This is a genomic window from Mesorhizobium sp. P2_C7, from assembly GCF_056404515.1.
The window spans coordinates 64,945-85,364 of record NZ_JBFUDW010000012.1 but is presented as its reverse complement, the minus strand read 5'-3'; the positions used below and the strand labels follow the sequence as shown (position 1 = coordinate 85,364).

Here is a 20,420-nt window from a genome sequence, read left to right as displayed (position 1 = left end):
CCTAGTCGGGGGCCGCTTACGCCCCTGCCCGTTTGCGGCGCTCGTAGAGCATGACCAGCGTTTCAGCGGTGAGCGCCGGCTTTTCCTCGCCTTCGATCTCGACCGTATTGGCCGCCTTCATCAGATACTGGCCAGGGCCTCTGTCCTCCATGGACAGCAGCGTGGTGCGCAGCCTGATGCGCGCGCCGACCTTGACCGGCGCCAGGAAACGCACCTTGTCGAAGCCGTAGTTGAAGGCAGCCTGGGTGTTTTCGGGCACGATGCCCATGCCGAGCGCCAGTGCGCCGATGATCGACAGCGTCAGGTAGCCGTGCGCGATCGTCGTGCGGAACGGGCTTTGCCGTCGCGCCCGCTCAGGGTCGACATGAATCCATTGATGGTCACCGGTACATTCGGCGAACTGGTTGATACGATTCTGGTCGACCGTGGTCCACTCAGACACGCCAAGCTCCTGCCCGGCCATCGTCCTCAATTGCTCGTAGGTCGGCGGCGTCTTGGGCCGTATTTCAGTCATTCCTGGTTTCCCGATAGCTTTCAACGCCTCCGGACCACGAACTGGCGGCCCCTGTCAATTCGCCCTGCGCGAATCCGTTCCGCCGACTTCGGCCGCGATCATGCCATGCCGCCCACTGCAACGGCAGGGCAAATCGGGATTTCTTGGGCTTTCAGGCTGCCGGCGGCAACAATGCCACCTTGGCCGGAGACCACTACTTCCTGTCGTAGCCGGCGCGGATTTCCTCCATCGCCTCCTTGATGCGCGTGCGCAGGATGTCGACCGATTCGGTGCCGGATTTCTTGACCAGTTCAGCCACTTCGCCGGCATTCTTCAACGCAGCCTCGAAGGATTTGCGCGCGAATTCCGTCTGTTTGGCCATCAGTTCCTGCGGATTGCCCGGCGCCCTGTAGCTTTGCGCCATCTCGGTAACCTCGCGCAGCGTGTCCTGCAGCATTTCGCGCTGCCTGGACAACAGCGAGGTCGCGCCGGCGGCACTGGCTCGGGCCGATTTTTCCAGCGCTTCGAGGTTCTTGCGATGATGCGCAAGAATTGCCTCGACATCGACGTTGGGCACTTTCAGGTCACGGCCGAACTTGCCGAACATGTCCATGAAGGAATCGGATTCCGGTTGCTTGGCCATGATGGTCTCTCCCCTGTCGCCGCCGATTGGGCTCCCGGACAGGAGAATAGCACCGAAGTGCCGCGTGTCCATTCGAACGCAGTGGAATCGGTCTAGGTCCGAATGCGTCAGCCGACGAGGAACAGTCGCTCGGCGACATGGAGAACGACACCGGCAAGCCCACCAATGATCATGCCGTTGAAGCGGATGTATTGCAGGTCCCTGCCGATGTTCATCTCGATCAGCCGTGTCAGCTGCGCCAGGTCCCAGCGCTTGACCTGGTCGGCGATGAATTTTGACACGCCGCTCTTCTGGCTCTCCACGAACGAAGCAAGCGCCACCACGAACCCCTGGTTCATGTCGGCCCGGATCTGCGCATCGCCGGCAAGATGGCGGCCGATCTCGACGAACATGTTGGCGAGATGCGTACGGATGATCGACTCGGGCGCCTTGGCGTCCTGTTCGATGAATTGGCTAAGGCTTGCCCACATGTCGCCGGCCAATCCCCTGACCTCCGGCCGGGCAAGGAAATCGCGTTTCAGCTTCTCGGCGCGCTTGGCATATTGCTTCGATGTCCTGAGCCTTTCGATGAAGGCTTGAGCGAAACGGTCGAATTCGGCGCGCATTGGATGGTCGGGATCGGCCCGCACCTCGTCGAGCAGCGAACCGGCCGAAGCGACGATCTTCTTCAGCAGGTAAGCGTCGGCGCGGAACAGGTTGAACAGCGATGGCAACTCCTCGCGGATCTTCTCGCGCATCGTCGTCAGCGCCTGCTCGTCGTTGAGGAACCGCCCGATCACCTTGGTGAATTCGTCGAACAGTTTCTGGTGACGACGGTCGTCGGTGAGCGCCGACAACAGCTCGGCGGCCAGCGGCGCCAGCGGCACCTTTTYGATCTGCTCCAGCATGCGGCTGGTGACGAAACCACGCAGGCCGGATTGCTCGACGGCGGCAAGCGTCTGCGGCACCAGCCGCACGACGAAGCGCGACAGGCCGGCCGCACGTTCGGCATCGGCCAGCCAGTCGGCGACGAGCGCCGAGAAATCGACCTCGGCAAGCTTTTCACGCACTGGTTCCGGGGCAAGAAAGTTGACCTCGATGAAGCGGCCGAGATTGTCGGCGATGCGGCTCTGGTTCTCGGGGATGATGGCGGTGTGCGGGATCGGCAATCCAAGCGGCCGCCTGAACAGCGCCACCACCGCGTACCAGTCGGCCAGCCCGCCGATGGTCGCGGCCTCGGCAAAGGCCGCGACGAAGCCGAGCCACGGATAGATGTGCTCGAACGATTTGGCGAGCGCAAACACCAGCACGCAAAGCGCCAGCGCCGCAGCCGCGATAAACTTTGTCCACCGCAAGGCGGAAAGCTTGGCCTCCGCGTCGGCATCGAAACGGACAGGCGCCAGCGACTGGACCGATTGTGACATGGATGAGCTGCTCCTCGTCAATCTCGGGCCTATTTAGTGTTTCATCAGGCGAAATGCCCGTTACAGCCGGTTTCGCTCGCACCTTGCCCAGATGCACACACAAAGTTGACGAGAATGTTCATCTATTGTGCCCGGCTAGTCTGGAATTGTTCCAAGGTATAGGCCATATTCCGCCCAGGCCAATGTGGCGAATCCGAAATTTCGGGGTCAAAGCCGCATCAGTAAAGTTTTGAAATCTGGCGTGGTTCTACCGCTCCAGCGCGTTGTGAGGACAAAATGCGGCTTACGCGCCAGACCAACTATGCCATGCGCATCCTGATGTATTGTGCCGCCAACAATGATCGATTGAGCCGCATCCCCGAGATCGCGGCCGCCTATTCGGTGTCGGAGCTGTTCCTGTTCAAGATCCTGCAGCCGCTGGTCGAGCACGGCCTGGTCGAGACCGTGCGTGGCAGGAATGGCGGCGTCAGGCTTGGCCGTGCCGCTGAGTCCATCAGCCTATTCGATGTCGTGCGCGTGACCGAAGAGAGCTTCGCCATGGCCGAATGCTTCGAGAACGATGCCGCCGAATGCCCGCTGGTCGACAGCTGTGCGCTGAACTCGGCATTGCGCGAGGCGCTGAACGCGTTCTTCGCGGTGCTGGAGCGCTACACGATCGCCGATCTCGTGGCGGCGCGGCCGAATGTGCGCAACCTGCTCGGTATCGACATGCTGGTGGAGCGCCGCGCACCTGCTGCCTGAGCAAGTCTCCCGAGTCTGAGTAGGTCCGTTGAGATTCAGGTCACGCTGAGTCGAGAACGAACGGAGCGTACTTTCGGGTACGTGAGTACCGGAAGCGCAGGAAACCACTATTCGCAGGCCGCCTCACCTGAGTATCAACAGACCGTCGACTGCGGCAATACGAACGGCATGTCGCCGGCCGGCAGCACGCCGACCCTGAGCCGGCAGTCGAACACTTTTTCGATCAGATCGTCGCTCAGCACATCCCGCGGCGAGCCGGTGGCAGCAAGCAGGCCGCGATGCATGACAAAAATCCGGTCGGCAAACATGGCCGTCAGATTGAGGTCGTGCAGGATGGCGACCACGCCGCCGCCCCTTCTGGCGAAGTCGCGGGCGATGTTCATGATGATCAGCTGGTGCTTGATATCGAGGCTGGAAACCGGCTCATCGAGGAACAAATAGCGCGGCTTGCCGTCGAGCACCGGCGCCCAGACCTGGCACAGCACGCGTGCAAGCTGGACACGCTGCTGCTCGCCGCCCGAAAGCTCCTGGTAGAAACGCCCGGCAAAACCGTCGAGGTCGACACGCGCCAGCGCACGCTCCGGCAGCCGCGCGTCCTCGCCCGGCAGGACGCCCGAGCGGCCGCCGACAAGGCCGAGCTTGACCACCTCCCGCACCGTGAACGGAAACGACAGCGTCGTAGCCTGCGGCAGCACGGCCCGATGGACGGCGATCTCGACCGGCTTCATCGCCGAGAGATCGCCGCCGTTGAGGACGACATGTCCGGTGTAGGCAAGTTCGCCGGACAGCGCCTTGAGGAAGGTCGTCTTGCCGGATCCGTTGGGGCCGACGATTGCCGTCACTTCGCCGGGGTGTGCGGCGAAATCGACACCGGCAACTATCCGCTCGCCGGCGATCGTCACGGAAACATCCCTTGCGTCGATCATCCCAGCCTCACAGGTCCCCAAATCACAAATCAACGACGCCGCGCTTGCGCAGCAGTATCCACAGGAAGAACGGCGCACCGGCGATCGCGGTGACGATGCCGATCGGCAATTCGGCCGGCGCCACGATGGTGCGCGCGACGGCGTCGGCCAACAGCAGCAGCGAGGCGCCGAGCAGCGCCGACGCCGGCAGCAGGTAGCGATTGTCGGGACCGATCAGCAGCCGCAGCAGATGCGGCACGACGATGCCGACGAAACCGATGCCGCCGCTGACGGCGACGGATGCGCCGACCGCCGCCGAGACACCGATGATGGCCGTGTACTTCAGCCGTTGCACCGGAATGCCGAGATGGCCGGCGGTCGCCTCGCCCAGCGCCAGTGCGTTGAGGCCGCGCGCCAGGAACGGCATCGCTGCCAGCGCCAGCACGATGATCGGTCCGACCGAAGCGATCTTCGCCCAGGTCGCGCCACCGAGCGATCCGAGTTGCCAGAAGGTCAGGTCGCGCAACTGGCGGTCGTCGGCCATGAAGATCAGGATGCCGGTAAGCGCCATGGCAAGCGCCGCCAGCGCGATGCCGGCGAGCAGCATGGTGGCGACCGAGGTTCGTCCCCGTCGCGTGGCAACCTGGTAGAGCACCAGCGTCGTGGCGAGCCCCCCGCAAAATGCCGCCAACGGCAGCGCAAGCGTGCCAAGCCAGGCCGTCACCGGCGCCAGCACCGTGGCGCCGAGCACGATGACGGCAACCGCGCCGAGGCTGGACCCGGCCGAAACGCCGATCAGGCCGGGATCGGCGAGCGGATTGCGGAACAGCCCCTGCATGACAGCGCCGGAGACGGCAAGTGCTGCGCCGACCAGCGTTCCCAGGATGATGCGCGGCAGGCGGATGTCGTAGACGATCAGGCTGTCGCGGGCGCTCAACGCGGCGTTATCAGGCACGGTGCCGAACAGCCAGTCGCTGATGACATTGGCGGCCGATGCGTCCGACGCCCCCGACGTGAGCGACACAAGCGCGGCGATGACGAGTCCCAGGCACAGCAGAAGGATGACGATGCGGGCGCGACCCGAGCGGTCGCCTTCGGATGCACCGGTCATCACCGGAGCCGGGCCGGCGATCGATTGATCGACCATGATCTGTCCCACTCAGTCCGTGACCTGGCCGCCGTAAAGCGAGACGGCGAGGTCGTGGATGGCGTCGGCCGTGCGCGGCCCGAACCCGAGCAGATAGGCGCCGTCGATGCGGATCAGCTTGCGTGTGGCACCCGCCGGCGTCGAGGCGATCGACGGGTTGGAGAACAATTCGTCGTCCGACACCGGAGGCCCGGCATTGTTCATCATCAGGATCACGTCCGGCCTGGCGGTGATGATCGCCTCGTCGGACATTTGCTTGTAGCCGGAAAAGCCTTCCACGGCATTGCCCGCGCCCGCCAGCTTGACCATGCCGTCGGCCGCCGTCTCGCTGCCGGCCGCCAGGATCTTGCCGCCCTGTATCGACAGCACGAACAGGATGCGCTTGCGCTGCTTGATCGAGGCCGTCTGCTTTTCGGCCGCGGTGAGCTTGGCATCAAGCTCCCTGGCCAGCACCTCGGCCTTGGCGGCGACGCCGAGTGCCTTGCCGACGATGCGGACCTTCTCCAGGATGCCTTCGTGGCTATAGTGTTCGGGCACTTCGATGAACGGGACGCTCGTCTTCTTCAGCACATCGACGGCTTCCTTGGGACCACTGCCGTGCAGCGCCAGGATGCCGGTCGGGTTGACCGACAGCACACCTTCCGGCGACAGCTGGCGCATATAGCCGACATCAGGCAGGTCAAGTGCGGCTTTCGGATACCGGCTGGTGGAATCGCGAGCCACCAGATGCTTCTCCTCGCCGAGCGCGTAGACGATCTCGGTGATGGAGCCGCCAATGGCAACTATCTTCGAGCGATCGGCAAAGACGGTCGCACCCTCGGCGGCGTTGCCGGGCTGCAAGGCGACAAAAGCCAGGGAGAGACCGATTGCCGGTCCAAGCGCCAGCCTGAGAACAGGCGCCAGTCTGGAAAAGGAAACCATAGGTAGCGTCCTCAGGCTGCGGTCGGGCTAGGGATGCGCGGCAGGTGTTCCGCCAGGAATCGCCAGTCGTCGCGCTCGCTCTCGCCTTCGTGGCGTTTGCCGAAGAACTGGATGATCATCTTGCCGTCGGCATCATAGACTTCGAGCGAGGTGACGTGACCGTCCTTGGTCGGCTTGCGCACCGCCCAGACCTCATGGATGTGGTCGGTTCGCAAGTGCAGGTGGAAGGTCTCGTCCAGTACGTTGATCCATGGCCCCATCGGTTTGATGGATTTGACCGGACCGGAGTGAATCTGGATGCAGCCGCGATTGCCGACAAAGCACATGATCGGCATCTCGCCCTCGGCGGCATGATGGAACATGGCGCGGACGGCGTCATTATCGAGCAGCCAGGCATAGTCCTGGCCGACCATGCGCACCGCCTGCCTGCGGCTGAGCTTCAGCGTCTTCAGCATGCCGAAGAACTGGTGCACGTCGGTCAGCCGGCTCCAGCGGTCGCGCAAATCGTCGAGATTGGCGGTGGTCTCCCCGCCATGGACCTCGTCGTCGGGGATGTGTCCAGAAATGTCGATCGTCGGCTCCTGGTTCGACGATTCGAGCGCGGCGACCAGCTTCTGGTAGGCATAGAGACTGGAGGCAGGCCGCAGATGCACCTTGTGCACCGCCTCGCCCGCCGCGTCGAAGAAGTGCAGGCTGCGGCGGATGTCGTCGCCATCGCGCTTTTCCACGGCAAAGCCGTGCGCCCAGACTTTCGGGAAGATGCGCAGATCGATGTTTTCGCCGAGCACCATGGCATTGTGGTTGCCGGTGACGATCTTGTCGTAGACGCCGATCTTCTCGTGCACCGCACTTTCGTTGCGGGTCAAGGCCATGACTTCGCCGACTGCTTCGAGGTCGGTCAGGAGATCATTGACGCGCGGCTCGATGCGGACAACCCCGTCGCCGCAATGCGCGGCGATGAGCTCGGCCTCCGAAATGCCGAGCTGGGCAGCCAGATCACGCTCGCGCGTCTTCGGATTCTCTGTCCGTGCTCGCCGGATTTCATGCGGGGCGGGTTTTACGCGCTGGTCCATGTTTCGTTCCTACTGCCTTGCCTTACTTGTTGAGAATGAGCTTGCCCTGGCGGGTGATCTTCAGCCGGTAGAGCGCGCCGTGATGCTCGATGCCGATCTCGTGCTCGCCCTGGAACAGGGTGTTGCTGGACAGCGTTCGCACCGCCAGCGGAACGCGGTCGAAACGGGTGGAGGCGTCGTCGGAACGACGGACGCGATAGCGAAAGTCATTGGGATTGTGCGTGTTCATCTGGATCGATCCCTTTCCTGTGCCGGGAGCCTGGCTAGGCCTGCATAAATGCCGATTCATTTCTTGACTCGAATAATCATGTTTACTAGTCAGTGCAATACCGGAGTAAATGAGTCAACATTTAAGACGCCGGACACGATCAAAAACGCCAGCGAGCCCCAGGCCAGCCAGCAACGAACCTGGACTTTGGAGTTGGGGCATGGGGTTGATGAATTGGGAATGGCGTGGCCGGTTTGACACTGGCCCGTCTGATAAGGGTCTTGGCGGGCGATCCACGGCAAGAGCAATGACGGCCTTGCTGGCAAGCGTCGCGGCAGTCGCTGTGCTGGCGCCACCAGCCAGCGCCCAGCAAGCGGCGCAATCGCCGAAGGCTGAAGAGGCCAAGCCCGCCCCGGCGGGCGCAACACTGCTCGACAAGATCCTGGTGCTGAGCCGCACCGGCGAGACAGCGATCGAATCGCTGGCTTCGGCCAGCCATATCGACCAGGAACAGCTCGACCGCCGCATGGCGACGACGCCGAACGAGATGCTGCTCGGTGTGCCCGGTATCGCGGCGCAGGCCGACGCCAGGCGCGTCAGCACCAGCATCAACATCCGCGGCCTGCAGGATTTCGGCCGCGTCGCGGTTATCGTCGACGGCGCCCGCCAGAATTTCCAGCGTTCCGACCACGGCACGCAGTCGACCTTCTACATCGATCCGGAGCTCGTCAAATCCGTCGACGTGATCCGTGGTCCTGTCGCCAATACCTATGGCTCGGGCGCCATCGGCGGCGTGATCTTCTTCGACACCAAGGATGCCGAGGATTTCCTCAAGCCGAATGAGACATGGGCTGGTTCCGTCACCGGGCGCTATGAGAGCAATGGCAAGGGCTGGACCACCAGCGCATCCGGCGCCTACCGCTTCAACGAGAACTGGGATGCGCTCGGCAACATCGTCTACCGCAACTATGACGACTACAAGGATGGCGATGGCGACACCGTCAAGGGCACCGGCTTCGACGTACTCAGCGGCCTGCTCAAGACCACCATCCGGCCGACCGACAACAGTGAGCTGAAGCTCGGCTGGGTCGGCTCAAGCGATGGCTGGAACGAGATCAGCGGTGGCGCGCCGGTGAATGATGTCGACCTGAAGTCGAACACCTTCACAGCCCGCTACAACGTCACCGACGAAGACAAGAGCTGGCTCGATCTCCACATCAACACCTCCTACAACAAGACCAACCTCGACCTGACGAGCCTCGTCCCGCTAAAACGCTTTGATCCGGTCACCGGCCTGCCTGTGGTGCTGCCGACAGGTTCGACCTCGACCTTCGATGTCGGCACGACCAGCATCGACATCTGGAACACGTCCAGGTTCGAGACCGCCGGCGTCGCGCACGAACTGACCTATGGCGGTGACTGGGCGGGTGACAACGTCAATACCGGCGGCACGGCCGGCGGCGACAGCTTCTACACGCCTTCCGGCAAGCGCAACGTTTCCGGTGCCTATGTCCAGGACAAGCTCACCTGGGATTGGGTCGAAGTCATCGCCGGGCTGCGTTACGACAATTACGGCCTCAAGGATGATACCCACGAGACTTCAGGCGATAGAGTGTCGCCGCGCGTCACCGTCGGCGTCTCGCCCTTCGAAAGCGCTGGCCTTGCCGGCCTGCAATTCTATGGCACCTATGCGGAAGGGTACCGTTCTCCCTCGCTGACGGAGACGCTGATCAGCGGCAACCATCCGGCCGGTGTTTCCTTCCCGTTCCTGCCCAATCCCAACCTGCGGCCTGAAACCGGCAAGACGACGGAATTCGGCGTCAACTACAAGCAAGATGATATCCTGGAGGCCGGCGACGCGCTTCGCATCAAGGCGGCCTATTTCAACAACAATGTCGATGATTATATCGACGGCGTGACGCTGTCGCCGTTCGACCCGACCAGCGGCTGCCCGTTCGGCCCGGGCATCCCGATCTGCTTCCAGTACCAGAATTTTGCCAAGGCCAAGATCAACGGCTTCGAGATGGAGGGCGTTTACGATGCGGCATGGGGCTATGCCGGACTTTCCGCCTCCATCATTAATGGTCACACCATATCCTATGAAGGAGACCGGGCAGACCTTGCCACCATCCCGTCCTCTCAGGTCACGGCTCAACTCGGCCTGCGCTTCCTTGAGGACAAGCTGACCGTCGGTGGCGAAGTGCAGTACAATGGCAAGCCGAAGGGCAATGCGGTGGCCAAGAACTATACGCTGGTCAACGCCTTCGCCAGCTATCAGGCGACCGACAATCTGAAGGTCGATTTCCGTGCCGACAATCTGTTCGATGTCAAATACGCCAACCCGTTGAACGGCAGCACGACGGTCGCGGTCTATGAACCGGGCATAACGCTGAAGCTGGCGGCAACGATGCGATTTGGAGGCTGACGGCAATGACGAGCTTGAGGACACCCCTTCGTCTGCTGACCTCGACGTTGGCGATGTCGCTTGCGATGGTTCCGGCATGGCCTGAGCAGTCCGCGCCGGTTCCCGCGCTGGCCCTCGAACTCAACGGCGCGCAAGCCTCCGACAAGGGGTGCCGCCTGACCTTCGTGGTCAGCAACAACCTCGGCGCCGACCTCTCCAAGGCGGCGTTCGAGATCGCCCTGTTCAACGAGGCAGGCATCGTCGACCGGCTGACCGTGCTCGACTTCAAGGAATTGCCTGCGGGCAAGACCAAGGTGACACGCTTCGATCTGACCGGCACCGACTGCGCCAAGGTCAGCCGTGTGCTGATCAACAGCGCGACGGAATGCGCCGGCACAGCCGTCGATCCGAACGCCTGCATGCGCAAGCTGAAGACCGACACCAAGACCGGTATCGCCTTCGGCGTCTGAGATGGGACTGCATCCCGCATTCCTGCAAAGCACGGTGGCACGGCCCCTGGCCGGCTTGTCGTTTGGACCAAGCGATCTTGATTTGACAAGTCCGCACGGGTCGCTGCAGGTCTCGTCCCGCGACATGCGTGACATCAGTCCCCTCCCCGAACCCGGCGCCGAACTGGCGATCGTGCCAACCGAGCCGCTTGCGCCGCCGCGGCCATCGGCCTGGAACCGCAGATGGACGGCGGCGATCATCGTCTCCTGCCTGCTCCATGCGGCGGTGGCGGCGGGTTTTCTGATTTCGCCCTCGGGGACATTCGATTCCCAGGATGCCATGCGGTCGGAGGGCAGCGATCAGTCCGGAGACAAGGTGGTCGGCAGCGCACTGGACCAGGATCCGGCGGCTGTAAATGTCAAGCTGGTGCCCAATCCACGGCCGACCAAATCAGAGCCTTCAAAGGCGGCCAGGCCGACGACACCAACAGAGCCGTCTCAACCTGTTCAAGAAACCGCCAGACAGCCGGTCGAGCCTTTGTCAGCGCCTGTCAAACAGCCTTCCGTCACGCCGGACATTCTGGTGGCGACAGCCCCGCGCACCGATGACAGGAGCATCGTTGCAAAGACTGAAACCCTTGCACAGCCGACCGTTCAGGCCGAGCCTGCCGTCGTCCCGGAGCAGCAAGCGATTCCCAGCGCCAGGCCAACTCCGGCAGCCGCCCCGCCCAGCACCAGCCAAGCGGATGAGAAGCGTGGCACGGCGAATGGCCAGGACCGATTGGCGCAGGCGGCCAGCAAGGGCAAGAAACAGAAGGAGGCAAGCAGCGCGGCGGAAGACAATTACCGCGGCGACGTCTTCCGAAAGCTCAGCCGTGTCAATCGCGGCGTCCCGCCTTCGGTACAGTTGGCTGCTCGCAACAATGCCGTTGTGACATTCATCATCGGCAGCCGCGGCGGCATTGATGACCTGCGCATTGTGCAAAGCTCTGGATCGCCGAATTTCGACAAGGTCGCGCTCGGCATCGTGCGCAAGGCAGCTCCTTTTCCTCCAATTCCACCACAGGCCGTGAGCAAGAGTTTGGCGTTCGAGGCCGAAATCGGCCCATTTTGAAACTGTCGCGGCGTCAACCATCAACACCCGAATGAAAGGAACCTCCATGTACATCGCCATGAACCGCTTCAAGGTGCAGACCGGCTCGGAAGCCGATTTCGAAGCCGTCTGGAAGAACCGCGATTCAAGCCTTGCCCAGATGAAAGGTTTCCGGGAGTTCCATCTGCTGCGTGGCCCGGTCAACGAGACTGAAGGCTACACGCTGTTTGCCTCGCACACGGTGTGGGCGAGCCACGATGATTTCGTCGCCTGGACCAAGTCCGAGAATTTCCGTGCCGCCCACAGAAATGTCGGCACCACGAAAGTCCACTATCTCGGCCATCCGCAATTCGAGGGTTTTTCCGTCGTGGAAGGGGCCTGAGATGGCAACGCCTGCCCAAGATCCTGCGCGCAGCATTCCGATCCTGCCCTCGCCCGACATCGAGGCAACGCGCGATTTCTACCGCGATGAGCTCGGCTTTGGTGTCGTCGAGCCGGAGATGGACGACTATCTGATCGTGCGCCGGGGCGACATCGAAATCCATTTCTGGAAGAGCGACGACCGCAAACTCCCCGAAGTTTCGTCCTGCTATATCAGGGGCGGCGAGGTGCCGGCGCTGCATGCCGAATTTTCAGCGCGCGGTGTCAGGCAACTCAGTCCGTTCACCGTGCGGCCGTGGAACATGAAGGAATTCCATATCCGGGACCCGCACGGCAATCTGCTGAAGTTCGGCTGCGCACCCGAAGAGGTGTGACCAGCCGGTCCTTCAGGAGCCGGCCAGCAGGCTGGCATTGCCCCCCGCCGCGGTGGTGTCGACACAGACGGCGCGTTCATGCGCATAGGCCGCCGGGTTGAGCACCTCGCTGACCAGCGGCACGATCGGCCCTGAGCGGTCGGCGATGACCTTGCGAACAATGCGCGCGGCCTCCTGAGTGCCCGAGAAGGCGACGACATCGACGTGCAGCGAGCGCGCTTCGACCGGATCCGGACGGCCGTCGATGGCGGCCAGCGGCAGGCCCTTGCCGGTCAGCGCAGACAGCGCCGCCGGTGCGCCCGGTGCAACGGCCAGCACCGCATTGCCGGCGGCGAGTGCCTGGATCACCTGGGCAAGCAGCGTGTCTTGATCGGGACCGAGGCACAGAACTCGTCCGCGCGGCGACAGCGACAGCGTGTTGGCCTCGCCGGTCGGGCCGGGCAGGTCGACCTGGCCGAAGTCGATGCCGGCGGCGGCGCCAATGGCCGCGGCACCCTTGCCGCGCAGATGCTTCCTCAGGATGGCAATCCGGTCGGGCCGCGTCGACCAGCCACCCAACGCCGGATCGGGCAGATTGTCGGCAAGTTCGGTCGCCGTGACCTTGTGGCCTTCGGCAATGTGCGTGCCGGCCTCCGGCCCCTTGCGGAAGCGACGGAGATAGTGCGGGCCGCCGGCCTTCGGCCCGGTGCCCGACAGCCCCTCGCCGCCAAACGGTTGCGAACCGACGACGGCGCCAATCTGGTTGCGGTTGACGTAGATGTTGCCGGCGTGGATGCCGTCGACGAAATGCTGCACGCGGCCCTCGATGCGCGTGTGCAGGCCGAAGGTCAGGCCATAGCCCTTGCGGTTGATGGCGGCGATGACCGCGTCGATCTCGTCGGCGTCGAACGTGGCGACATGCAGCACTGGCCCGAACACCTCGCGCTCCATGTCCTCGATGCCTTTGACCCGGAAGACATGCGGCGCGACAAAGCGGCCATCCTTCGGCGCTTCGAGCTTGGCGATCAGCCGGCCCTGCAGGCCCATCTTCGTGCAGTAATCGCGGATCGAAGTCTGCGCCTCGTCGTCGATGACCGGGCCGACATCGGTCGAAATCCGCCAGGGATCGCCGATGCTGAGCGCCTCCATGGCGCCTTTCAGCATCTCAAGCATCTTCTTCTCGACGTCCTTCTGCACATAGAGCACGCGCAGCGCCGAGCAGCGCTGGCCGGCGCTCTGGAAGGCCGAGGCCAGGATGTCGCGCACCGCTTGTTCGGGCAGCGCGGTGGAATCGACGATCATCGCATTCAAGCCGCCGGTCTCGGCGATTAGCATGGCGTCGGGCGCGGCAGTCTCGGCCAGTTGCTTTTCGATCAGCTTGGCGACTTCGGTCGAGCCGGTGAAGCAGACACCGGCGATGCGCGGATCAGCAGTCAGCGGGCCGCCGACCGAGGGCCCGTCGCCGGGCAGAAGCTGGATGACGTCTTCCGGTACACCGGCCTCGCGTAGCATTTCGACGGCACGGAAGGCGATCAGCGGCGTCTGCTCGGCCGGCTTGGCGATCACCGAATTGCCGGTGACGAGTGCCGCCGCGATCTGGCCGGTGAAAATGGCGAGCGGGAAATTCCACGGTGAAATGCAGACGATGGCGCCGCGCGCCTGCGTGCCCGGTTCGGCGTTGGCCGCCTCGGCAGCGTAGTAGCGCAGGAAGTCGACGGCCTCGCGCACCTCGGCCACACCGTCGGCCAGCGATTTGCCGGCTTCCCGGGTGGCCAGTGCGAAGAACTCGACGGCGTTGGCCTCATAGAGATCGGCGGCGCGATTGAGGATGGCGGCGCGGTCGGCCACAGGACGCTTTGCCCAGGCTGGCTGCGCCTCCACGGCGATGCGCACGGCGGTCGCCACCTGCTTGGCGGCGGCTTCGCTGACCGTGCCGACGACTTCCGCGGGTTTGGCCGGATTGACGATCGGCCGTTGCTTGCCATAACCGGCGGCCCGCGTGATCGGCTTGGCATGCCAGCGATCGGGGCCGGCGAACGCAGCCTTGGCCTTGTCGATCGCCGCCAGCGTCACCGTGTCGGTGATATCAAAACCCTTCGAATTGCGGCGACCAGCGCCGAATATCTGGGAAGGGCGGGCAATCGCCGGATTGGCGGCGGGGCCCTGGCTCTCGACCGTTTCGAGCGGATCGCGGGCGATGTCCTCGGGCTCGACCTCCTCGTCAGTTAGCTGATGCACGAAGGAGGAATTGGCGCCGTTCTCCAGCAGCCGCCGAACCAGATAGGCAAGCAGGTCGGAATGCGCGCCGACCGGCGCATAAATGCGGCAGCGCGTGCCTTCGGCCTTGCGCACCGTCTCGTGCAGGGCCTCGCCCATGCCGTGCAGACGCTGGAACTCGAAGGAATCGCGGTCCCCGGCCATCGACAAAATGGCGGCGACGGTGTGGGCGTTGTGGGTGGCGAATTGCGGATAGATGCGGTCGGTCATCGACAGCAGCTTTTTGGCACAAGCCATGTAGGAAACGTCGGTGTTGGCCTTGCGGGTGAAGACGGGATAACCGGTAAGCCCGAGCGTCTGCGCCCGCTTGATCTCGGTGTCCCAATAGGCGCCCTTGACCAGCCGCACCATGATGGTGCGGTCGTATTTCTTCGCCAGCGCGTAGAGCCAGTCGATGGCAAAGGCGGCACGCGGGCCATAGGCCTGGACGACGACGCCAAAGCCGTTCCAGCCGGCAAGCTCCGGCTCGGCCAGCACCCGGTCGATGACGTCGAGCGACAGATCGAGGCGATCGGCCTCCTCGGCATCGATGTTGAGACCCATGCGCGAATGCCGCGCGGCCAGCGCCAGCGACAACAGCCGCTCGGCCATGACAGGCAGCATCTCGTCCTTCTGCGCCACCTCGTAGCGCGGATGCAGCGCCGAGAGCTTGACCGAGATGCCGTGATTCTGGCGGATGTCCGGGCCGTTGGAACCGGAATCGAGCGAGGAAATCGCGTCTGCATAGGCCTTGTGATAACGCAACGCGTCGGCCTCGGTGCGTGCGGCTTCGCCCAGCATGTCGAAGGAATAGAGATAGCCCTTCTGCGTCATCGGCCGGCCGCGCTTGACGGCCTCGGTGATGGTGCGGCCGAGCACGAACTGCTCGCCCATCTCGCGCATGGCTGCCGCCACCGCCTTGCGGATGACCGGCTCGCCCAGCCGGCGCACCATGGAGCGCAGTGTGCCTTCGATGCCGCCCTCGCCTTCATCGAGGACGCGGCCGGTCAGCATCAGCGCCCAGGTCGAGGCGTTGACGAAGATGGAGCTCGAACCGCCCGAATGCGCCGACCAGTCGTGCGGCGCGATCTTGTCGGCGATGAGATCGTCCATCGTCTCGGTGTCGGGCACGCGCAGCAGCGCTTCGGCCAGGCACATCAGCGCCACGCCTTCCTTGGTGGAAAGGCCGTAGGCGGAAAGGAAGACTTCCATCAGCCGGGGGTCCGACGAGCCGCGCACCGCCCGCACCAGATCGGCGGCGCGGGCCGAGATCGCCTTGCGGTCTTTCGCGGAAAGCCCCGTGGCCTCGGCAAGTCGCTGCACCGCCTCGTCTTCGTCGGGCAGATAGTTGGCGCGGATCTGCTGGCGGATGGTATCTAGCGGCATGGCGGTCCCGTGGATCGAGCAAAGGGGATCGGGCCGGCGGTCACCGGACCGAATGGCGCAAGCTAGCACAAGTGCGAATTTCAGTCGGTCCGAAGAAATCGACATTTTAGGTCATTCGGTCTAACATTGCGGTCTAGATTTGGCATATGGACTGTGTTTTCGATGACAGAAGACCAATTGGACCGCATCGACCGGAATATCCTGTCAGCGCTGGCAAGTGATGGCCGGCTTTCGATGTCCGAACTGGCGGCAAAGGTCGGCTTGTCGAAGACACCGGTGCAGGCGCGGGTCAAGCGGCTGGAGAAGGACGGCTACATCAGGGGCTACCAGGCGATCATTGACCGCGAGCGCATGGGCGAAGGTCATGTCGCCTTCGTCCAGGTGAAACTGTCCGATACCCGATCCGCAGCACTCGATGCCTTCAACCGGTCCGTGCAGGCGGTACCGGAGATCGAGCAGTGCCACATGATGGCGTCGAGCTTTGACTATCTGCTGAAGGTCCGCACCAGGGACATCGCTGCTTATCGCCGCGTGCTTGGCGAACGCATCTCGGCCCTGCCCCATGTCGCCCAGACCTCGACCTTCGTGGCGATGGAGACGGTCAAGGATAGGTAGATCACTCGGCCAGCGTCTTCAGGAAGGCCACCAGCGCCGCACGTTCGCGATCCGACAGTTCCAGCGGATGGATTTCGGATGTCCCTTCAACGCTGGGCGCAGCCTTTGCGTAGTGCGCGATCACCTCGTCGAGCGACGAAAACTGCCCGGCATGCATATAGGGTGGACGCGTGGCGGCACCGCGCAGCGACGGCGTCTTGTAGGCCCGGATCAGCTGCGGCCCATCCTTGACCATGAAGCGCAGTTCGCCGCAGGCACTGGCGTCGCCATCACGGTAGGCGCCCAGGCAGTTGAACGGGTCGGCCTCGACTTGGCGTACCGCATCGATGCGGCCGCGGTCGGGCGGCAGATCCGCGACAGGTGGCACGCCGGTGTTGTGAAAACTGTTGTCGGTGAAGCGCGGCCCATTGTGACATGTCACGCAATTGGCCTTGCCGATGAACAGTTTCAGCCCGAGGATTTCCTCCTGGGAAAAGGCGGCATCGCCTTTCGCCTCGGCGCCGGTGGCGAGATCCAGCGCAAAGCGATCGAAGCGCGTCGGCGCCGGCTCGATCGACCGTTCGAACGCGGCGATAGCCTTGCCGATATTGGCATAGACGCCGTTGATGGCATCGCGCTGCGCGCCGCTCATCGCGTTCCAGGCGGCCTTCTCGGCATCGGTTCCGAGTGGGCTTGCATTCAACGGCATGCCGGAAAAATCGGGCAGCGGTCCAAAGATGCGCTCATAGCGTTCGCCGAATCGCGTCTTCATGTAATGCGCATAGGCGGTACGGTTTCCCGCCTGCTCCAGCGGATTTTCGAGCGGCGTCAGCGCCTGCGCCCACAGGCTGTCGCGGCGGCCATCCCAGAAGAACCAGGGATCGCGCGCCACGCCCGCCAGCGGCATGGTGCGCCGGTTGGTGTGGCCGACGCCGACCGCTTGCGGCAGGTCGTCCTGGAACTGGCGGTCGATCTTATGGCAGGTCGAGCAGGACACCGTGCCGTCGCGGCTCATCCCCTGATCGAAGAACAGCGTCGAGCCGAGTGCGGCGGCCGCCGGCACATCGGCAAAGCGGTTGGTGGTGTCGGGCTTCAGGGACGGCAGCGTTGACAGTGCCAGCGAGGCGACGGTCTTCTTCTCGGCGTCGGAGAAATCCGGCTTGCCGCAACCGACGAGGACGATGGCCGCCAACAGCGCCAGAAAACGCGGAAAGTGCCTCATCGGTCGCTCACAGCACCACGTTGAACAGCACCGTGTCCGAGCCGGCCGTGGCCGAGATGGCGAAGTGCAGTTGCCACCAGCCACTCATCGTGAATTTCACCCCTTCGATCCGATAGCGCCCGTCGCCGAGATAGTCGGTCGCCTGCGGGCTGGTCGGCAGGCCGTGATTGTGCTGCGGCATGCCGCCAGAAATCGCGATCGCGGCCCCCTCCACCGGCGCGCCGGCCTTTGTCTTCAGGGTCAGCAGCCAGGATTCCAGTTCGCCTTGCCGCACGACGCCCCGCTCCGGCAAAAAACTTGCCACGAAAAGACCGTTGTCGGTGTTCTTCGTCCGCGAGACATCCGGGCCGGCAGGCTGCGACGATCGCGGCGCCGTCAGATAGACGACCGCGAGAATGCCGACCAGCAAGGCAGCCAGACCAAGACCCGCCAGAAGATAACGCCATAACGATGCCAAACCGGTTCCTCTTCTGCAGACAACGTTTTGCCGGACGGATCGCATCCCGCCAGCCTGTGGGAAAACGCTGTGGCGGAAAAAAGCCTGCTTGCCAAGCATGGCGCTGCCCGTGGCAAAAAGCTACAGCACCGGGATCACTGGAGGATTGTAGATGGCGGGAAACGGCGTCGCCTCGATCGGCGAATGCATGCTCGAACTCTCGGGCCAGACCGGCCCGAACTGGCGCATGGGTTTTGCCGGCGACACATTCAACACGCTGTGGGCGCTGCATGCGTTGAGCACTGAGCGGCCAGCAACCTATGTCTCAGCCTTTGGTGACGATCCCTTCTCACAAGGCCAGATCGCTTTCTTCGCTGAAAACGGCATCGGCATCGGTTCCAGCCCGGTCATAGCCGGGGCGCGGCCCGGTCTCTACGCGATCACGCTGACCGGCGCCGAGCGCTCCTTCACTTACTGGCGTGGCGACGCCGCCGCCCGGCAGCTCGCCTCCGATCATGCGGCATTGTCGAAAAACCTGGAAAATCAGGTGCTTGTCTACTTCAGCGGAATTACTTTGGCAATTCTGGACGATGCCGCGCGGGCTACGCTGCTGGCGGCCGTGGCCAGGGCGCGGGCGGCAGGCTCGACTGTCGCGTTCGACCCCAACTACAGGCCGCGGCTCTGGCGCCGGCACGAGGATGCGCAGGCAGCGATCGCCGAAGCGCTTGCCGTCACCGACATCGCCTTGCCGACCTTTCCCGACGAGCAGATGCTGTTCGGCGATGCAACGCCGCAAGCGACCGCCGCCCGGCTTGGGCAACTGGTCAGCGAGGTCGTCGTCAAGAACGGCGAGGCGCCAGCACTGATTGCCGACAACGGAACATCGCACGACGTGCCGGCCATCCATGTCGCCGCACCCGTCGACACAACCGGCGCGGGCGATTCCTTCAATGGGGCGTATCTCGCCGCACGCCTCGCCGGTCACGCCCCGGTGGATGCCGTATTGCGCGCACACCGCGTCGCCGCAGCCGTAGTACAGGTGCGCGGGGCCTTGGCCCCGTTCGAGGTTCTACGAACCGCTTTCGACGGCTAGGGTCCGTTGAGATTCAGGTCAGGCCGAGTCGAAAATAACGGGTTCCGAAAACCGGAGCGGAGCGTACGTTTGGGTACGTGAGCACCGGAACCACAGGTATCAGCCATTTGCAGGCCGGCCTGACCTGAATATCAACAGACCTTAGGGCAGCCGGAACCGATATTCCGTCACATGATGGTAGATCGCGCCGGGCCACAGCGTCGCCTGCGGGAAATACGGCCGGTTCGGCGCATCCGGCCAGACCTGCGGCTCCAGGCAGAACCCGCAGAAGGCCTTGTAGTCTCGCCCTTCCAACCCCTTGCGCGGCGTCACGTACTGGCCGGTGTAGAGCTGGACGCCGGGCTCCGTGGTCCACACCTCCATCTCGACACCGGAACTCGCCCCTTGCGTCCAAGCCGCCTGTTTGAGCGGCCCACGCGTCGGAGCGAGGCAGAAATTCTGGTCATAGGGCAGCTGTTCGCCCTCGGTCTCCATGCGCAGCGGCCGCGCCTGGCGGAAATCGAAGGGCGTGCCGTCGACCGGCTTGACCACGCCGGTCGGGATCATGTCGCCATCGACGGGCAGATAGGCGCCGGCATTCAGCATCATCCTGTGGTCGAGAATGTCGCCGGCGCCACCATCATCCAGGTTGAAATAGGAATGCTGGGTGAGATTGCACAGCGTCGGCTCCTCGCAGGTCGCGGTGAGTTCGACGCTGAGCGTGCCGGGGATCTTCAGCCGGTAGGTGCAGGTGACGTCGAGCGCGCCGGGAAAGCCCATCGTGCCGTCGGGATCATGCAGCGTCAGCGTGACGAAATCCCTGCCATGCAGCGAAACCGTCCACGGCCGGTGGAAAAAGCCTTGCGAGCCGCCATGCAGCGTGTGCTTGTCGAGGAAGTTGCGTTCGGTCTGGTAGCGCTGGCCGGCGATGGTGAAGCGGCCGTCCCGGATGCGATTGGCGTAGCGGCCGACGACCGCACCGAAGAAGGCGGTGTCGGTCTCATAGGCTGCCAAATTGTTGTAGCCGAGCACCAGCGGCGCATCGTGTCCGGTGAGGCGCAAATCCTGGATGATTGCGCCGAGCCCGATGATGTTGGCGGTAAGACCGCCACCCCTGATCGCGAAGCGACGCACCGGCTCGCCTGCCTGCGTCGTACCGAAAACCTCACCGTCCTTCATTCGCCATGCTCGCAAACGCCAGTTGATTCAGAGAATTTCGGCTGGTTTTCTCGACTCAAGC

20 protein-coding genes are annotated in these 20,420 nt (G+C 63.6%); 8 read left to right on the top strand and 12 right to left on the bottom strand.

Features of this window, described 5'->3' with window-relative positions:
- Nucleotides 1–16: 16 nt before the first annotated feature.
- The 3 genes from AC1D2G_RS23500 to AC1D2G_RS23490 form a co-directional block, all read right to left on the bottom strand.
- Nucleotides 17–514: a MaoC family dehydratase gene (locus tag AC1D2G_RS23500; protein ID WP_477416944.1), complete on the bottom strand. Its 498-nt coding sequence runs from the start codon at nucleotides 512–514 to the stop codon at nucleotides 17–19.
- 193 nt (nucleotides 515–707) lie between these two features.
- The gene (locus AC1D2G_RS23495; RefSeq protein WP_095087495.1) at nucleotides 708–1,136 is read right to left on the bottom strand and encodes a phasin family protein; all 429 of its coding nucleotides are present in this window, start codon (nucleotides 1,134–1,136) and stop codon (nucleotides 708–710) included.
- Nucleotides 1,137–1,243: 107 nt separating this feature from the next.
- On the bottom strand, nucleotides 1,244–2,539 hold the full coding sequence (locus AC1D2G_RS23490) for a DUF445 domain-containing protein (protein ID WP_477416942.1): 1,296 nt from the start codon (nucleotides 2,537–2,539) through the stop codon (nucleotides 1,244–1,246).
- A gap of 276 nt (nucleotides 2,540–2,815) precedes the next feature.
- Here AC1D2G_RS23490 and rirA point away from each other — a divergent pair, with 276 nt between their 5' ends.
- A complete protein-coding gene (rirA, locus tag AC1D2G_RS23485; protein WP_095087491.1) occupies nucleotides 2,816–3,280 on the top strand; it encodes an iron-responsive transcriptional regulator RirA in 465 nt (154 codons plus the stop codon).
- Nucleotides 3,281–3,414: 134 nt separating this feature from the next.
- Here rirA and AC1D2G_RS23480 read toward each other — a convergent pair whose 3' ends face one another.
- Genes AC1D2G_RS23480 through hemP form a run of 5 tightly spaced genes read right to left on the bottom strand, consistent with a single transcriptional unit; the run spans nucleotide 3,415 to nucleotide 7,555 of the window.
- Nucleotides 3,415–4,206 (bottom strand): heme ABC transporter ATP-binding protein, encoded by a 792-nt coding sequence (locus tag AC1D2G_RS23480; RefSeq protein ID WP_477416940.1) that lies wholly within the window; start codon nucleotides 4,204–4,206, stop codon nucleotides 3,415–3,417.
- A 22-nt stretch (nucleotides 4,207–4,228) separates the two neighbouring features.
- Nucleotides 4,229–5,332 carry a FecCD family ABC transporter permease gene (locus AC1D2G_RS23475; RefSeq protein ID WP_477416938.1) on the bottom strand — a complete coding sequence of 368 codons (1,104 nt, stop codon included), beginning with the start codon at nucleotides 5,330–5,332 and terminating at the stop codon, nucleotides 4,229–4,231.
- Between the two features lie 12 nt (nucleotides 5,333–5,344).
- Nucleotides 5,345–6,253 (bottom strand): heme/hemin ABC transporter substrate-binding protein, encoded by a 909-nt coding sequence (locus AC1D2G_RS23470; protein ID WP_477416936.1) that lies wholly within the window; start codon nucleotides 6,251–6,253, stop codon nucleotides 5,345–5,347.
- Nucleotides 6,254–6,264: 11 nt separating this feature from the next.
- Entirely contained in the window at nucleotides 6,265–7,326 is a 1,062-nt protein-coding gene (locus AC1D2G_RS23465) for a hemin-degrading factor (RefSeq protein WP_477416934.1), read from the bottom strand.
- A 22-nt stretch (nucleotides 7,327–7,348) separates the two neighbouring features.
- A complete protein-coding gene (hemP, locus tag AC1D2G_RS23460) occupies nucleotides 7,349–7,555 on the bottom strand; it encodes a hemin uptake protein HemP (RefSeq protein WP_258594231.1) in 207 nt (68 codons plus the stop codon).
- A 199-nt stretch (nucleotides 7,556–7,754) separates the two neighbouring features.
- Between hemP and AC1D2G_RS23455 the strand changes: the two genes are divergently transcribed.
- From AC1D2G_RS23455 to AC1D2G_RS23435, 5 genes are all read left to right on the top strand, one after another.
- Nucleotides 7,755–9,959 carry a TonB-dependent hemoglobin/transferrin/lactoferrin family receptor gene (locus AC1D2G_RS23455; RefSeq protein WP_477416932.1) on the top strand — a complete coding sequence of 735 codons (2,205 nt, stop codon included), beginning with the start codon at nucleotides 7,755–7,757 and terminating at the stop codon, nucleotides 9,957–9,959.
- A gap of 5 nt (nucleotides 9,960–9,964) precedes the next feature.
- Nucleotides 9,965–10,408 carry a hypothetical protein gene (locus AC1D2G_RS23450; protein ID WP_477416930.1) on the top strand — a complete coding sequence of 148 codons (444 nt, stop codon included), beginning with the start codon at nucleotides 9,965–9,967 and terminating at the stop codon, nucleotides 10,406–10,408.
- A 319-nt stretch (nucleotides 10,409–10,727) separates the two neighbouring features.
- Nucleotides 10,728–11,501, top strand: a complete 774-nt coding sequence (locus AC1D2G_RS23445) for an energy transducer TonB family protein (RefSeq protein ID WP_477416928.1) — start codon at nucleotides 10,728–10,730, stop codon at nucleotides 11,499–11,501.
- Nucleotides 11,502–11,547: 46 nt separating this feature from the next.
- Nucleotides 11,548–11,862 carry a heme-degrading protein HmuQ gene (hmuQ, locus tag AC1D2G_RS23440; protein WP_457150912.1) on the top strand — a complete coding sequence of 105 codons (315 nt, stop codon included), beginning with the start codon at nucleotides 11,548–11,550 and terminating at the stop codon, nucleotides 11,860–11,862.
- 1 nt (nucleotide 11,863) lies between these two features.
- The gene (locus AC1D2G_RS23435; protein ID WP_457150913.1) at nucleotides 11,864–12,235 is read left to right on the top strand and encodes a bleomycin resistance protein; all 372 of its coding nucleotides are present in this window, start codon (nucleotides 11,864–11,866) and stop codon (nucleotides 12,233–12,235) included.
- A 12-nt stretch (nucleotides 12,236–12,247) separates the two neighbouring features.
- Here the strand turns inward: AC1D2G_RS23435 and putA are convergent, their stop codons facing one another.
- The gene (putA, locus tag AC1D2G_RS23430; RefSeq protein WP_477394687.1) at nucleotides 12,248–15,856 is read right to left on the bottom strand and encodes a bifunctional proline dehydrogenase/L-glutamate gamma-semialdehyde dehydrogenase PutA; all 3,609 of its coding nucleotides are present in this window, start codon (nucleotides 15,854–15,856) and stop codon (nucleotides 12,248–12,250) included.
- Nucleotides 15,857–16,018: 162 nt separating this feature from the next.
- Here putA and AC1D2G_RS23425 point away from each other — a divergent pair, with 162 nt between their 5' ends.
- The gene (locus tag AC1D2G_RS23425; RefSeq protein ID WP_027029407.1) at nucleotides 16,019–16,471 is read left to right on the top strand and encodes an Lrp/AsnC family transcriptional regulator; all 453 of its coding nucleotides are present in this window, start codon (nucleotides 16,019–16,021) and stop codon (nucleotides 16,469–16,471) included.
- A 1-nt stretch (nucleotide 16,472) separates the two neighbouring features.
- Here the strand turns inward: AC1D2G_RS23425 and AC1D2G_RS23420 are convergent, their stop codons facing one another.
- Together AC1D2G_RS23420 and AC1D2G_RS23415 are read right to left on the bottom strand one after the other, a co-directional pair.
- The gene (locus tag AC1D2G_RS23420) at nucleotides 16,473–17,672 is read right to left on the bottom strand and encodes a cytochrome-c peroxidase (protein ID WP_477394685.1); all 1,200 of its coding nucleotides are present in this window, start codon (nucleotides 17,670–17,672) and stop codon (nucleotides 16,473–16,475) included.
- A 7-nt stretch (nucleotides 17,673–17,679) separates the two neighbouring features.
- Nucleotides 17,680–18,129 carry a FixH family protein gene (locus AC1D2G_RS23415; protein WP_095088046.1) on the bottom strand — a complete coding sequence of 150 codons (450 nt, stop codon included), beginning with the start codon at nucleotides 18,127–18,129 and terminating at the stop codon, nucleotides 17,680–17,682.
- A 151-nt stretch (nucleotides 18,130–18,280) separates the two neighbouring features.
- Between AC1D2G_RS23415 and AC1D2G_RS23410 the strand changes: the two genes are divergently transcribed.
- Nucleotides 18,281–19,201: a sugar kinase gene (locus tag AC1D2G_RS23410; protein ID WP_477394683.1), complete on the top strand. Its 921-nt coding sequence runs from the start codon at nucleotides 18,281–18,283 to the stop codon at nucleotides 19,199–19,201.
- Between the two features lie 141 nt (nucleotides 19,202–19,342).
- Here the strand turns inward: AC1D2G_RS23410 and AC1D2G_RS23405 are convergent, their stop codons facing one another.
- Nucleotides 19,343–20,359 carry an aldose epimerase family protein gene (locus AC1D2G_RS23405; RefSeq protein ID WP_477227496.1) on the bottom strand — a complete coding sequence of 339 codons (1,017 nt, stop codon included), beginning with the start codon at nucleotides 20,357–20,359 and terminating at the stop codon, nucleotides 19,343–19,345.
- Nucleotides 20,360–20,420 lie beyond the last annotated feature (61 nt).